Here is a 13,408-nt window from a genome sequence, read left to right as displayed (position 1 = left end):
GGCTAGGTGTGCAGTGCGTCGATCGTGAGGTCGATCAGTCGGGTGCGCTGGGCGTCGTCCTCGTAGGCGACCCCGGCGACCGCCGACACGAGACGGACGATGTCGGAGATGGACGTGTCGGGCCGGACGACTCCGGCGGCCTGGCCGCGTTCGACGACGGGTCCGCCGGCGTCGTACAGCATGGCGCGGCAGGCGAGCATGACCTCCGACTGCCGGTTGAGCACCTCGATGAGCGCCTTCTTCGTGCCGACGTACTCGACATAGCGCGCGAGCCAGCTGCGGAGCGCCTCCCACGGTTCGAGGGACTCGGTGTCGCGGGCGGCCTCCTGGAGGGCGACGACCTCGTCGACGTAGACGGCCTCGATGAGCGCCTCGCGGGTGGGGAAGTTGCGGTAGAGCGTGCCGACGCCGACGCCCGCGCGCCGGGCGATGTCCTCCAGCGAGGCGCCCGCGCCGTACTGGGTGAACGCCTCGCGCGCGGCGGCGAGGAGCGCGTCGAAGTTGCGCCGCGCGTCGGCGCGCTGCGGGCGCTGGACGACGGCGGCACCGCCCGTGAGCTCGGTCGACATGCGGGTCCTTCCTGCGGCTTGCGAAGCGGAGGCTGCCTCCGCTAAAGTCTAAACGGAGGCAGCCTCCGAACGGAGCCTCCGTCCGAATTGTAGCCGTCGAATCCACGGCTCGCCCTCTCCCACCCCTATGGAACGGATGCATTTCGTCATGCCTCGATCCACTCCGCGACGCACCTTCGCCGCCCTCGGCCTCGCCGTCGCCTCCTTCGCCACGCTGCAGTCGCTCATCGTGCCGGTGCTGCCGGTCATCCAGGCGGAGCTGCACACCACCACCGCCGGCGTCACCTGGGCCGTCACCGCCTGGCTGGTGTCGGCGGCCGTGACCACCCCGCTCGTCGGGCGCATCGGCGACATCGCCGGCCGGCGCCGCACCTTCCTCGTCGCGGTCGCCGGCGTCGCCCTCGGCAGCCTGGTCGCCGCCGCAGCTCCGACGATCGGCGTGCTCATCGTCGCCCGCGTGATCCAGGGGCTCGGCGGCGCGATGTTCCCGCTCGCCTTCGGGCTGCTGCGCGAGGCCTTCCCGCCCGCGCGCCTCGCCGGCGCGATCGGGGCCATGTCGGCGATGCTCGCCATCGGCTCCGGCCTCGGCACGGTGCTGGCCGGACCGCTCGCCGGTCTGCTCGGCTGGCGCGGCCTCTTCCTCGTGCCGCTCGTGCTCATCGCGATCGGCGGCCTCCTGACGGCGCTGTACGTGCCGGAGTCGCGCGAGCGCGCCACCGGCGGGGTCAACGCGCCGGCCGCGGTGCTGCTCTCCGGCTGGCTCGTCGCGCTGCTCCTGCCGCTCAGCCAGGGCGCGATCTGGGGCTGGGGCTCGCCGCTCGTCGTCGGTCTGTTCGTCGCGGCGGCCGCGCTGCTGGTCGCCTGGGTCGCCGTCGAGCTCCGCTCGCGCGTGCCGCTCGTCGACATCCGGATGCTCGCCTCGCCGCGCATCTGGCCGATGAACCTGGCCGGGATGCTGAACGGCGCCGCGATGTTCGGCGTGTTCGCATTCTTCCCGCGCTTCGTGCAGACGCCGGCCTCAACCGGCTGGGGGCTCGGCGCGAGCGTCGCGGCCTCCGGGCTCCTCATGCTGCCGATGCTCGTCACGATGGGCGTCGCCGGATTCCTGAGCGGCCCCCTCGCCCGGATCATCGGGTCCCGCACCCAGGTCGCCGTCGCGGGCGCCCTCATGGTCGTCGCCACCGTCGCGATCGCGCTCGCCCACTCCACGGCGTGGATGCTCATGGTCGAGGCCGCCGTGTTCGGCCTCGGTCTCGGCATCGTCTACGCCGCGATCACGAGCGTCGTGGTGCAGTCGGTGCCGCCGACGCAGACCGGCGTCGCGAGCGGGATGAACACCAACCTGCGCACGATCGGCAGCTCCATCGGCGTGACCGTCATGACCGCCGTCGTCGCCGGCACGATCGGCCCCAGCGGCATCCCGACCGAGGCCGGCTACACGGCCGGGTTCCTCGCCGTGGCCGCCATCGGCGCGGGCGCCGTCCTCGCCGCCGTGGTCGCGATCCTGCTCGCCCGGCGGTTCGCGGCGCCGGCCTCGACCGGCACGGTCGCGACGACGGCGGTGACGCCGTTCGCCGAGGAGGAGGTCGTGGCGCTGCCGGAGACCGAGAGGGCCGCTTAGCCGGCGGCCCAGGCCGGCGGGTGGCGCGGATCAGGTCACGGCACGGTGTACCCGGCGGCGCGGAACAGCTCGTACCACTCCGCGCGGGTGAGGGCGAGGTCGGAGCCGAGCGCCGCGTCCGTCACCCGCTGCGGCGTGGTCGTGCCGAGCACGACCTGCATCTTCGCGGGATGCCGGGTCAGCCACGCCGTCGCGATCGCGAGCGCGGGCACCTCGTACTGCGCCGCGAGCCGGTCGATGACCGCGTTCAGCTCCGGGTAGTCGGGATTGCCGAGGAAGACGCCCGTGAAGAACTTCGCCTGGAACGGCGACCACGCCTGCAGCGTGATCCCGTTGAGGCGGCAGTAGTCGACGATCCCGCCGCCGTCGAGCGTCACCGACTGCTCGAGGGCGTCCATGTTCATCGCCACGCCCTGCGCGATCGCGGGCGCGTGCGTGATCGAGATCTGGATCTGGTTGGCGACGATCGGCTGGGTCACGGCCGACTTCAGCAGGTCGATCTGCCGCGGGGTGTGGTTCGAGACGCCGAAGGCGCGCACCTTGCCGGAGGCGGCGAGCTCGTCGAACGCGCGGGCGACCTCCTCGGGCTCGACGAGCGCGTCGGGGCGGTGCAGGAGCAGCACGTCGAGGTAGTCGGTGCGGAGCGCGCGGAGCGACCCCTCCACCGAGCTCATGATGCGCTCGTACGAGAAGTCGAAGTAGGCGCCGTCACCCGGCACGATGCCGGTCTTCGTCTGCAGCACGATCTGCTCGCGCTCCGACGGGCTGAGTCGCAGCGCCTCGGCGAAGCGCTCCTCGGAGCGGTGCATCGCGCCGCCGTAGACGTCGGCGTGGTCGAAGAAGTCGATGCCGGCGTCGCGCGCGGCGCCCACCAGCTCCCGGATCTCGTCGTCGGGCTTGTCGGCGATGCGCATCATGCCGGCGATCACGTTGACGGCCTCGCCGCCGCCGAAGGGGACTCGTCTCATCACGTCTCCGACGCTACGCGAGGATGAGGGGGTGACCACCCCCTTCACAGCCGCTGCGGATCGCTACGACCGGATGCCGTACGCGCGGAGCGGCCGGAGCGGCCTCCTGCTCCCCCGCATCTCGCTCGGCCTCTGGAACAACTTCGGCGACGACCGCGCGTTCGAGACGCAGCGGGCGATCCTCCGCCGAGCGTTCGACCTCGGGGTGACCCACATCGACCTCGCGAACAACTACGGTCCGCCTGAAGGCGCCGCGGAGCGCGTGTTCGGGCGGGTGCTGTCCGCCGACCTCCGGCCCTACCGCGACGAGCTCGTCGTCTCGACGAAGGCGGGCTACCTCATGTGGCCCGGGCCCTACGGCGACCACGGCTCCCGGAAGTACCTGCTCGCGTCGCTCGACCGGTCGCTCGAGCGCATGGGGCTCGACTACGTCGACGTGTTCTACTCGCACCGCCCCGACCCGGAGACCCCGATCGAGGAGACCATGGGCGCGCTCGCCCACGCGGTCCGGTCGGGCAAGGCGCTGTACGCCGGCATCTCCAACTACGACCCGGAGCAGACACGGTCCGCCGCCGCCGCGCTCGCCGCGGAGGGGGTGCCGCTCCTCATCCACCAGCCCCGCTACAACATGTTCGACCGGCGCATCGAGCACGGACTGCTGCCGGTGCTCGACGAGGTGGGGGCGGGCGCGATCGTCTTCTCGCCGCTCGCGGGCGGGCTGCTCACGCGGCGCTACCTGGACGGGATCCCCGCCGATTCGCGCGCGGCGGTCGGCCGGTGGTTCACCGAGCAGGCCATCACCCCCGAGTACCTGGAGCGCGCCCGGGCCCTCGACGCGATCGCCGCCGACCGCGGGCAGACCCTCGCGCAGCTCGCGCTCACCTGGGTGCTGCGGCACCGACAGGTGACGAGCGCGCTCATCGGCGCGTCGAGCGTCGGGCAGCTCGAGGACAGCCTGCAGGCCGCGACGGCGGCGGCGCTCACGGACGACGAACTCGCGGCGATCGAACCCTTCGCCGTCGACGGGTCGGGTCGCTGAGGCGCCCGTGACGCGATCGGGGCGCCGCGGATCGACCCGCCGGACGGACGAGGAGGCGGAGCGGGTCTGCGCGCGCTGCGGCCGCAGGATGCCCGCCGGCGCACCGGCAGATGCGCGCTGGTGCTCGGCGGCGTGCCGGCGCCTCAAGCTGCAGGAGGTCGATCACCGCCTCGAGGCCGACATGCGCGAGCGGCTCGGCGCCCTGTCGGCGGGCGCGACGCTCTGCCCGTCCGAGATCGCGCGCCGGGTCGGCGGGGACGACTGGCGCCCGCTCATGGAGCCGGCGCGCCAGGCCGCCCGGCGTCTCGTCGCCGCCGGGGTCGCCGAGATCGCGCAACGCGGGAGCGTCGTCGACCCGTCGACCGCGCGCGGGCCGATCCGGGTCCGGCCGGTGCGCTGAGCCTCCGCGGCCGGGGCTACCGTGCTGGGGTGACCTCGGCACTGCGGATCGGACTCGTCGGCACCGGATTCCGTTCGGCCGCGTTCGCGCGCGTCGCCCTCGCCGTGCCGGACCGCTTCGAGGTCGTCGGCGCCGTCTCCCGGCATCCCGGCGACCGGCCGTTCGACGCCCCCGTCGTCTCGACGCTCGGCGAGCTCGGGCCGGTCGACGTGGTCGTCGTCGCGGTGCCGCCGAGCATCGCGGTGCGCGCCATCCGCGAGGCGGTCGCCGCCGGCCACGCGGTGCTCACCGAGACCCCCGCGGCGCCGACCCTCGACGAACTGGCGGAGCTCTGGCGGCTCGTGCAGGACGGCGCCCGCATCCAGGTGGCCGAGCAGTACCACCTGGAGCCGCTCATCTCGGCCCAGCTCGCGGTCGCCACTCGCGGGCTGCTCGGCCCGGTGCACGAGGCGCACGTCTCGATCGCGCACGACTACCACGGCATCAGCGTGCTGCGCCGAGCGCTCGGGCTGCGGCACGAGCCGGTCACGGTGACGGGCGTGCGGCGCGAGTTCCCCGTGCAGCTCGGGCCGGGGCGCGACGGCGACCCGGTCGAGGACCGCGTCGTGGGCTCGGTGCACACGATCGGCTGGATCGATGCGGGTGATCGTCTCGGCGTGATGGAGTTCGACGACCAGCAGTACCGCTCGTTCATCCGCACCTCGACGCTCACGATCCGCGGCGAGCGCGGTGAGCTGCGCGACGCGATGGTGCGCCGCCTGCACGACTTCCGGACCCCCGTGCACTCGCCGTTGGTGCGCGTCGACGCGGGCGGTCCGAGCCAGCACGACGGCCTCTTCCTGCGCGGCTATCAGCTCGACGGCGCCTGGATCATGGAGAACGACACCCGGCCCGCGCGGCTGGCCGACGACGAGATCTCGATCGCGCGGCTGCTCGACGGGATGCGCGCCTACGTCGACGGCGGACCGCCGGTGTACGGCGTCGACGAGGCCGCGCAGGACCAGTACCTGCAGCTGCTCGTGCGGCGGGCGGCGGAGCTCGGAGCCCCCGTCCGCTCCGAGCCGCAGCCGTGGTCGCGGGCCACGTGACCGCCCGGGTCTAAGGCTCCGGCGCGGGCCCGCTCGACCCGCGGACGGTCAGGTGCGTCGGCAGCGTCGCGGTGCGCCGCAGCCCCGAGGAGACGCGGCTGTCGATCCCGCCGAGGAGCATCGACACCGCGACCTGCCCGGCCTGCTCGATCGGGGCGGTGAGCGTCGTGAGCGTCGGGTGGCAGAAGTCGGCGCCGAAGATGTCGTCGCAACCGACGACGCTGAGGTCCTCGGGCACCCGCGCGCCGCGCTCGCGCAGCCGCTCCAGGATGCCGATCGCCAGCAGGTCGTTGAAGGCGATGCACGCCGTGGCGCCCGAGGTCAGGACTTCGTCGGCCGCAGCGGCACCGGATTCCCGTCGCGGCATGAACGGCCCGGCGCGGTGCACCTCGATGCCGTGGTGCTGCGCCCCGAGCTGCAGCGCGCGCCAGCGCTCCTCGCCGATCCAGGAGCTGGACGGTCCCGCGGCGTAGACGATCGAGCGGTGCCCGAGCGAGCGCAGGTGCGCGAGCGCCTGGAGCATGCCGTTCGGGGTGTCGATCAGCACGTTCGGGATGCCGGGGCTGTCACGGTTGACGGTGACGAGCGGGATGCGCCGGCTCAGCTCGGTGAGTGTGTCGTCGCGGAGCCGCGACGCGGTGAGAATCGCGCCGTCGCACGAGTCGTGCAGGGTGCGCAGCATGTTCTCCTCGAGCTCGTCCGACTCCTCCGTGTCGACGAGCAGCTGCGTGTAGCCGGCGGCCTTCAGCTGATGCTGCGTCCCGCGGATCATCCCGAAGTAGAACGGGTTCGTCACGTCGGAGACGAGCACCGCGATCGTGCGCGACGCGCGCGGCGTGCGGCCGTCGCGCGGTGAGCGGTAGCCGAGGTCGCGGGCGACCGACTGCACGCGTTCGACGGTGCGCGCGCTGACCCGGCCGGGGGTCGACAGGGCGCGCGACGCGGTCGAGATGGCGACGCCGCTCGCGCGCGCGATGTCGGCGAGGGTGGGGCCGCGCGGGGCCTCGGGATCGTCGGTCACCACCCCATCCAAGACCTGTTTGGCAAAAGTGTGCAAACTCTTTGCCGTCTTTGCCAATCTGCCTAGGCTCTCCCGGGTCAGCCGATCCGCACCGGCGTCGGCACTCAAAGGAGAGTCCACATGAAGCACCGCCATCTGCTCGGCCTGATCGCGGGGGTCGCCGCGATCGGACTGGGGCTGGCCGCCTGCAGCGGCGGCTCCACCCCCGGCCCGTCGTCGTCCGCCGTCGACGGCAAGGGCAAGACGATCACCTTCTTCACCGCCGTGAACACCGGCTATCCCCAGCAGCAGCAGGCGTTCTTCCAGAAGCTGAAGACCGCGTTCCACGACCGCACCGGCGCCACCCTCGACATCGAGACGTACTCCACCTCCGCCGACGAGGTCACCAAGATCCAGACCTCGGCCGTCTCCGGGCAGGGTCCCGACGTCTACGACCTCGGCACCACCCTCGTGCCGACCGCGTACTCGACCGGCGCCTTCGTGACGCTGAGCGACGCCGACTGGAACACCATCGGCGGCAAGAAGCGCTTCGTCCCGGCGACGCTCGGCATATCGGGCCCGTCGAGCGACAAGCAGATCGCCGTGCCGTGGCAGTCGCGTCCGTACGTGATGGCGTACAACACGAAGATGTTCGCCGCCGCGGGCTACGACGGCCCCGCCGCCACCTGGGACGGCCTCATCGACCAGGCGAAGAAGATGACCAAGGACGGCGTCTACGGCATGGCGGTCGACTACAAGGACACGGTCAACCCCTGGAAGTACATCTGGACGTTCGACCGGCAGTCCGGCAATCCGATCGTCGACGGCAAGACCGCCAAGATCGACAGCCCGACGACGGAGGCGGCCTACAAGTCGTACTTCGGCCTCCTCACCGACGACAAGGTGGTGGACCCCGCTTCGGTCGGATGGACCGGTCCGCAGGCCCTCGCGGCGTTCGCGGCCGGCAAGGCGGCCATGTTCCCGATGACGGGCTCGACGGCGCAGAACACGCTGAACGCCTCGCCCATCAAGGACGACTACAAGTTCGCGGTCATGCCCCTCGTGCCCCCGGGACACGACTCGCGTCCGAAGGGCGGCGTCCCCGCGGCGAGCATCCTCTCCGGCAACAGTCTCACCGTCGCCGACTACTCGCCGAACAAGCAGCTCGCCTTCGAGCTCGTGAAGTACCTGACGAGCGACGCGATCCAGCAGGAGCAGTACACCGACTTCGGCAACCTGCCGGTGACCACCAAGGCCGCAAGCGGGCTCCAGAAGAGCCAGCCCCAGCTCGCCCCCGTGCTCGACGCGGGCCGCAAGTCGTACCCCACGCCGTTCACCGGCGCCTGGGGCGACATCCAGTTGGCGCTGCTCAACATCGTGACGCAGTCGATCCCGAACCTCGCCGACGGCTCGGTGAGCGACTCCCAGCTGTCGGGACTCCTCTCCGACGCGCAGCGCACCGCGACCACCGCGCTGAAGCAGGCGCCGTGACGACGGTCGGTCAGCCGGCGGCGCCCCGGGTCGCCGCCGGCCCCGCCCGCACGCCCCACCGACGTCCGTTGAGCCGGCGCGGACGCCCGCTGTGGCTGCTCATCCCGGGCGGCGTGCTCATGACGGTCGTCGTCGTGATCCCGCTCCTCATCGCGGTCTACATGTCGCTGCTGAGCCTCAACCAGTACACGATCCGCCGCTGGCTCTCGGCGCCGTTCCTCGGGCTCGCGAACTACGTCGAGGCGATCACGCAGTCGCCGCTCATCGGGTCGCTCGGGATCAGCGTCTCGTTCGCGGTGATCTCCACCGTGATCTCGGTACCGATCGGGGTCGCGGCGGCGCTCGCCACGCAGAACCGGTTCCGCGGTCGCGCGGCCGTGCGGTCGGTCTTCCTGGTGCCGTACGTGATCCCCTCGTTCGTGACGGCGACGATCTGGCGGACGATCATGCAGCCGGGCGGGGTGTGGACCGAGCTGCTCGGCTCGCTGGGCATCAAGTCGGGCCTGTGGCTGAACGGGCCGAACGCCTACTGGACGCTCGTCATCGTCGAGATCTGGGCGTCGTGGCCGTTCATCTACCTGCTGGCGTTGACCGGCCTCCAGACGATCGAGCACGAGGTGTTCGAGGCGGCGGCGATCGACGGCGCGCGTTGGGGGCGGCAGCTGCGCGACATCGTGCTGCCCTACCTCGGCGCACCGGTCGCCCTCGCCTGCGTGGTGTCGGTGCTCAACCACATCAACAACTTCACGCTCCCGTTCGTGCTCTTCGGGGTGCCGGCCCCGAACAACGTGCAGACGCTGCCGTTCCTCACCTACATCGAGAGCTTCCAGTCGTTCCGTTTCGGCCTGAGCGCGGCGACCGCGATCCTGTCGCTCGTGCTGCTCGCGATCCCGATCGTCATCTACCTGCGCATCGCGCGGCTCGACCGGGTGGACGTGCGATGAGCGCGCCCAACGCGTCCGTCGGGCGCCTCCTGCCGCCGCCCGTGCGGTGGGGCGTGATCGTGGTGATCGGCGTCTTCATCGTCGTGCCGATGCTCTATGTGATCTTCGGATCGGTGAACTCCGACCTCGGGGTCGTGCGCGGCGACTACTTCCCGTCGAGCTTCACCCTCGAGAACTTCGCGAAGATCTGGACGACCGTGGGCCTCGCCGGCGGCATCGGCAACAGTCTGCTCGTCGCCGGCTCGACCGCGATCGTCGCCACCGCGGCCGCGATCGGATCCGCGTACGTGCTCGTGCGGTTCACCTTCGTCGGGCGCGTGGCGATCCTCCGGGGGCTCCTGACCCTGCAGTCGGTGCCGGGGACGTTGCTCGTGCTGCCGGTGTTCGTCGTGTACTCGTCGCTCACCACCTACCTCGGGCTGCGGGTGATCGGCACGCAGTGGGGACTGTTCGTGACCTACCTCACGTTCGCGCTGCCGTTCTCCACCTGGGTCATGGTCACCTACCTGCGCGGCCTCCCCCGGGAACTCGAGGAGGCCGCCCGGATGGACGGCGCCTCGAACCTGCGCGTGCTCGTGCAGGTGATCCTGCCGCTCAGCTGGCCCGGGATCGTCGTGTCGGCGATCTTCGCGTTCCTGCTCGGGTGGAACGACGTGCTCTTCGCGTCGGTGCTGACCAACACCGACTCGCGGACCGTGTCGATCGCGCTGCAGATCTTCAGCAGCTCCCAGGAGGGAGGATCGCTCCCCCTCTACGGTCAGCTCATGGCGGCGTCACTCGTGTGTGCGACGCCCGTCGTGATCCTGTACCTCGTCTTCCAGCGGTACCTAGTCGGCGGTCTCACCGCCGGAGGAGTGAAATGACAGTGCAGTGGACCCTCAGCGGATTCGGCGACGAGATCGACGCCGACCCGCATGTGCAGCTGGCGGTGCTCGCCGCGCTCGGCGCGACGCACCTGGAGCTGCGGAGCGCCTGGCGGGTCAACGCCATCGACCTCGACGAGGAGCGCTCGGCGGAGCTGCGCCGCATCATCGACGGGGGCGGCATGCGGGTCTCGGCGATCGCGTCGCCGGTCGGCAAGGTCGTCGTGTCGGTCGCCGTCGACGACGAGCTCGACCGGCTGCGCCGGGCGATCGCCGCGGCGCACCGCTTCGACGCGCCGTACATCCGGCTGTTCTCGTTCTGGCCCGAGGGCTTCGGCGGCGAGGGAGGCGGCCCGCTCCTCACGGGAGCGCTCGCCGACGACGTCGCAGCCGGGATGCGCGACCGCGTGCTCGAGCGCATGCGCGCCTTCGCCGACCTCGCCGAGAGGGAAGGGGTGACGCTCGTGCACGAGAACGAGAAGGACATCTACGGCGACGTGCCCGAGCGGGTGCTCGACATCATCGAGTCGGTGGGCTCGGAGCGGCTCCGGGTGGCCTGGGACAACGCGAACTACGTGCAGGTCGGCGTCGCGCCCTACGACCGCGCCTACCCGCTGCTGCGCGAGCACCTCGAGTACCTGCAGGTGAAGGACGCCCGTTCGTCCGACGGCGTCGTCGTGCCCTCCGGCGAGGGCGACGGCCAGCTCGCGGCCACCATCGCCGCGCTCCGCGACGACGGCTACGCGGGCTTCGCCTCGCTCGAGCCCCACCTCGCGTCCTACGGCATCGACACCGGCAGCGACGGCCCGTTCCAGTTCGGCCGGGCGGCCCGCGCATTCCGGGCGCTGACCGACGGCGCGGGGGTGGTGCTGGCATGACGGGCGCGCTCCGGGTCGCGATCGTGGGCTGCGGCATCATCGGCCGCAACCACGCCGCCGCCATCGGCCGGCATCCCGACCTGCGGATCGTCGCCCTCGTCGACGAGATCGCTCCCGCCGCGGAGGCGCTCGCCGACGCGGTCGCCGAGCAGGCGGACCGGCCCGCCGTCCTCGGCTCGCTCACCGACGCGCTCGCGGCCGAGCACCCCGATCTCGTGGTCATCTGCACGCCGAGCGGGATGCACGTCGATGCCGCGCTGGAGGCGGTCGCCGCCGGCGCCCACGTGCTGGTCGAGAAGCCGATCGACGTCGCGCTCGACCGCGCGCGCCGGCTGCTCGCCGCCGCGGAGGAGGCCGCCGCCCGCGGGCAGATCGTCTCGATCGTCAGCCAGCATCGCTTCGATCCGGCGTCGGTCGTCGTCGCCGAGGCGCTGCGCTCCGGCCGGTTCGGCACGGCGACGAGCGCCGTCGCGTCGGTCGCCTGGTGGCGGAGCCAGGACTACTACGACTCGGGGGCGTGGCGCGGCACGTGGGCGCTCGACGGCGGCGGCGCCGTCATGAACCAGGGCGTGCACACCGTCGACCTCCTGCTCTGGCTGCTCGGCCGGCCGGTGGAGGTCTCGGCGTTCACCGCGCTGACCGCGCACGAGCGGATCGAGGTCGAGGACGTCGCGGTCGCGGTGCTGCGCTTCGCCTCCGGAGCGCTCGCCACCTTCCACGCGACGACCGCGGCCTACCCGGGTCTGTCGGTGCGGCTGCAGGTGCACGGCTCGCGCGGCTCCGCGATCATCGACGACGACGAGCTGGTCTTCTTCGCGGCCGCGGAGCAGGGCGACGAGGCGTCCGGCTCCGGGGTCGAGAACCGCGCCGCCGAGGTGGATCCGACGGCCAAGACGGGCAACGACCCGGTGCCGGCGGGCTTCGCCGAGGGGCACCTGCGCCAGTACGAGGACCTCGTCGACGCGATCCGCGACCGGCGGGCGCCCGGCGTCACCGTCTCCGACGCCGTCGACGCGCTCACCGCGGTGCGCGCGATCTACGTCTCGGCGACGCTCGGCGAGCCCGTCCTGTTCGACGAGGTGCGCGCCGGACGGTACGACGACGTCGAGGTGCGCACCGGCGGACCTGCACGGTGACGATCGCGGAGTACCGGCCCGATCCCGACCGGCTGCTGCCCGCCGATCCGCGCACGCGGGAGGTCGCGCGCGGGCTCTACGCCCGTGTCGCCGGGCTCCCGATCCTGTCGCCGCACGGGCACGTGCCGGCCGCGTCGCTCGCCGACGACGAGCCGTTCGGCGACCCGGCGTCGCTGCTCGTGCGGCCCGACCACTACGTCACGCGGCTCCTGCACGCCGACGGCGCCGACCTCGCCGAGCTCGACGGCCACGGCGGGGAGGGCGCGCGCCGGGCCTGGCGGCTGTTCTGCCGGCACTGGCCGGTGTTCGCCGGAACAGCCTCGGGCTACTGGCTGGAGCACGAGCTCGGCGACCTGTTCGGCATCGGCGGCCTCGACGAGGCGACCGCCGACGCGACGTTCGACCGCATCGCCGAGCAGCTCGCGCGCCCCGACTTCCGCCCGCAGGCGCTCCTCCGGCGATTCGGGATCGAGTTCCTCGCCACGACCGACGACCCGCTCGACCCGCTCGACGATCACCGGCGACTGCGCGACGACCCCGATGTCGCGACCCGGGTCGCCCCTACCTTCCGCCCGGACGCCTACCTGGATGCCGGCTCCCCCGGCTGGGCCGCGCGCGTCGACCGGCTGCTCGCGGCCTCCGACGGCGACGCCGACGGGCCGGGCGAGCACGGGCGCTACCTCGGCGCGCTGCGCCGGCAGCGTCGGCGGTTCATCGACGCGGGAGCCGTCTCGGCGGACCACAGCGTCACCCCGCTCGGCACGCTGCGGCTCGAGCGCGCCGAGGCCGCGGCGCTCTTCGACCGGCTGCGCGCCGGCGCCGGCGACGCCGCCGACGTGCGCGCGTTCCAGGCGCACATGATCTACGAGATGGCGCGGATGTCGGTCGACGACGGTCTCGTCATGACGCTGCACCCCGGCGTCGTGCGCGACCACCACCCGGCCACGCGGGCGCTCCGCGGGAGCGACTCCGGGCACGACATCCCCGTGGCCGCCGAGTTCACGCAGGCGCTGCGGCCGCTCCTCTCCTCCTTCGGCACCGCCGCGGGGTTCCGGCTCGTGCTGTTCACCCTCGACGAGACCGTGTTCTCGCGGGAGCTGGCGCCGCTCGCCGGCTTCTACCCGAGCGTCTACCTCGGCTCGCCCTGGTGGTTCCTCGACGCCCCCGACGCGATGCTGCGCTTCCGCGCCGCGGTCACCGAGACGGCCGGATTCAGCCGATCGGCGGGATTCGTCGACGACACCCGCGGGTTCTGCTCGATCCCCGTGCGGCACGACACGGCCCGCCGGGTGGAGGCCGCGTTCCTCGCCCGGCTCGTCGTCGAGGCGCGGCTGACGGAGGAGCGCGCCGGCGACATCATCGTCGACCTCGTCGACGGGGCACCGCGCCGCGTCTTCGGGATCGGCTGAGC

At 72.5% G+C, this 13,408-nt stretch carries 13 protein-coding genes; 10 read left to right on the top strand and 3 right to left on the bottom strand.

Annotated features, from left to right (window positions below):
• Positions 1 to 2 precede the first annotated feature (2 nt).
• Positions 3 to 569 (bottom strand): TetR/AcrR family transcriptional regulator, encoded by a 567-nt coding sequence (locus tag ACTHM3_RS03595; protein ID WP_440404719.1) that lies wholly within the window; start codon positions 567 to 569, stop codon positions 3 to 5.
• Between the two features lie 148 nt (positions 570 to 717).
• Between ACTHM3_RS03595 and ACTHM3_RS03590 the strand changes: the two genes are divergently transcribed.
• Positions 718 to 2,190 carry an MFS transporter gene (locus ACTHM3_RS03590; protein ID WP_440404718.1) on the top strand — a complete coding sequence of 491 codons (1,473 nt, stop codon included), beginning with the start codon at positions 718 to 720 and terminating at the stop codon, positions 2,188 to 2,190.
• Between the two features lie 35 nt (positions 2,191 to 2,225).
• Here the strand turns inward: ACTHM3_RS03590 and ACTHM3_RS03585 are convergent, their stop codons facing one another.
• Positions 2,226 to 3,158: an aldo/keto reductase gene (locus ACTHM3_RS03585; protein WP_440404717.1), complete on the bottom strand. Its 933-nt coding sequence runs from the start codon at positions 3,156 to 3,158 to the stop codon at positions 2,226 to 2,228.
• A gap of 73 nt (positions 3,159 to 3,231) precedes the next feature.
• Here ACTHM3_RS03585 and ACTHM3_RS03580 point away from each other — a divergent pair, with 73 nt between their 5' ends.
• Genes ACTHM3_RS03580 through ACTHM3_RS03570 form a run of 3 tightly spaced genes read left to right on the top strand, consistent with a single transcriptional unit; the run spans position 3,232 to position 5,685 of the window.
• Positions 3,232 to 4,197: an aldo/keto reductase gene (locus ACTHM3_RS03580; RefSeq protein WP_440404784.1), complete on the top strand. Its 966-nt coding sequence runs from the start codon at positions 3,232 to 3,234 to the stop codon at positions 4,195 to 4,197.
• Positions 4,198 to 4,204: 7 nt separating this feature from the next.
• Entirely contained in the window at positions 4,205 to 4,597 is a 393-nt protein-coding gene (locus tag ACTHM3_RS03575) for a DUF3253 domain-containing protein (RefSeq protein WP_440404716.1), read from the top strand.
• A 29-nt stretch (positions 4,598 to 4,626) separates the two neighbouring features.
• Positions 4,627 to 5,685 carry a Gfo/Idh/MocA family oxidoreductase gene (locus tag ACTHM3_RS03570; RefSeq protein ID WP_440404715.1) on the top strand — a complete coding sequence of 353 codons (1,059 nt, stop codon included), beginning with the start codon at positions 4,627 to 4,629 and terminating at the stop codon, positions 5,683 to 5,685.
• A gap of 10 nt (positions 5,686 to 5,695) precedes the next feature.
• On the opposite strand, the gene ACTHM3_RS03565 is transcribed toward ACTHM3_RS03570, so the two are convergent.
• Positions 5,696 to 6,706 carry a LacI family DNA-binding transcriptional regulator gene (locus ACTHM3_RS03565; RefSeq protein ID WP_440404714.1) on the bottom strand — a complete coding sequence of 337 codons (1,011 nt, stop codon included), beginning with the start codon at positions 6,704 to 6,706 and terminating at the stop codon, positions 5,696 to 5,698.
• Between the two features lie 120 nt (positions 6,707 to 6,826).
• Between ACTHM3_RS03565 and ACTHM3_RS03560 the strand changes: the two genes are divergently transcribed.
• The 6 genes from ACTHM3_RS03560 to uxaC are packed head-to-tail and all read left to right on the top strand — an operon-like array spanning position 6,827 to position 13,406.
• Positions 6,827 to 8,176 (top strand): ABC transporter substrate-binding protein, encoded by a 1,350-nt coding sequence (locus ACTHM3_RS03560; protein WP_440404713.1) that lies wholly within the window; start codon positions 6,827 to 6,829, stop codon positions 8,174 to 8,176.
• Positions 8,173 to 9,120: a carbohydrate ABC transporter permease gene (locus ACTHM3_RS03555; RefSeq protein ID WP_440404712.1), complete on the top strand. Its 948-nt coding sequence runs from the start codon at positions 8,173 to 8,175 to the stop codon at positions 9,118 to 9,120. Before ACTHM3_RS03560 ends, ACTHM3_RS03555 begins: the two co-directional genes overlap by 4 nt.
• Positions 9,117 to 9,983: a carbohydrate ABC transporter permease gene (locus tag ACTHM3_RS03550; RefSeq protein ID WP_440404711.1), complete on the top strand. Its 867-nt coding sequence runs from the start codon at positions 9,117 to 9,119 to the stop codon at positions 9,981 to 9,983. The genes ACTHM3_RS03555 and ACTHM3_RS03550 overlap by 4 nt, the downstream gene beginning before the upstream one ends.
• Complete coding sequence (locus ACTHM3_RS03545; protein WP_440404710.1) at positions 9,980 to 10,861, top strand: sugar phosphate isomerase/epimerase family protein; 882 nt, start codon at positions 9,980 to 9,982, stop codon at positions 10,859 to 10,861. Before ACTHM3_RS03550 ends, ACTHM3_RS03545 begins: the two co-directional genes overlap by 4 nt.
• Positions 10,858 to 11,997, top strand: coding sequence for a Gfo/Idh/MocA family protein (locus ACTHM3_RS03540; RefSeq protein ID WP_440404709.1), 1,140 nt, complete (start codon positions 10,858 to 10,860; stop codon positions 11,995 to 11,997). The genes ACTHM3_RS03545 and ACTHM3_RS03540 overlap by 4 nt, the downstream gene beginning before the upstream one ends.
• Before the next feature lie 2 nt (positions 11,998 to 11,999).
• Positions 12,000 to 13,406: a glucuronate isomerase gene (uxaC, locus tag ACTHM3_RS03535; protein WP_440404783.1), complete on the top strand. Its 1,407-nt coding sequence runs from the start codon at positions 12,000 to 12,002 to the stop codon at positions 13,404 to 13,406.
• The last annotated feature ends 2 nt before the right edge of the window (positions 13,407 to 13,408 follow it).

The organism is Pseudolysinimonas sp. (assembly GCF_051954455.1).
Taxonomy (GTDB): domain Bacteria; phylum Actinomycetota; class Actinomycetes; order Actinomycetales; family Microbacteriaceae; genus Pseudolysinimonas.
Note: the sequence above shows the minus strand (reverse complement) of the source record. Positions and strands in the feature narration are given on the sequence as shown.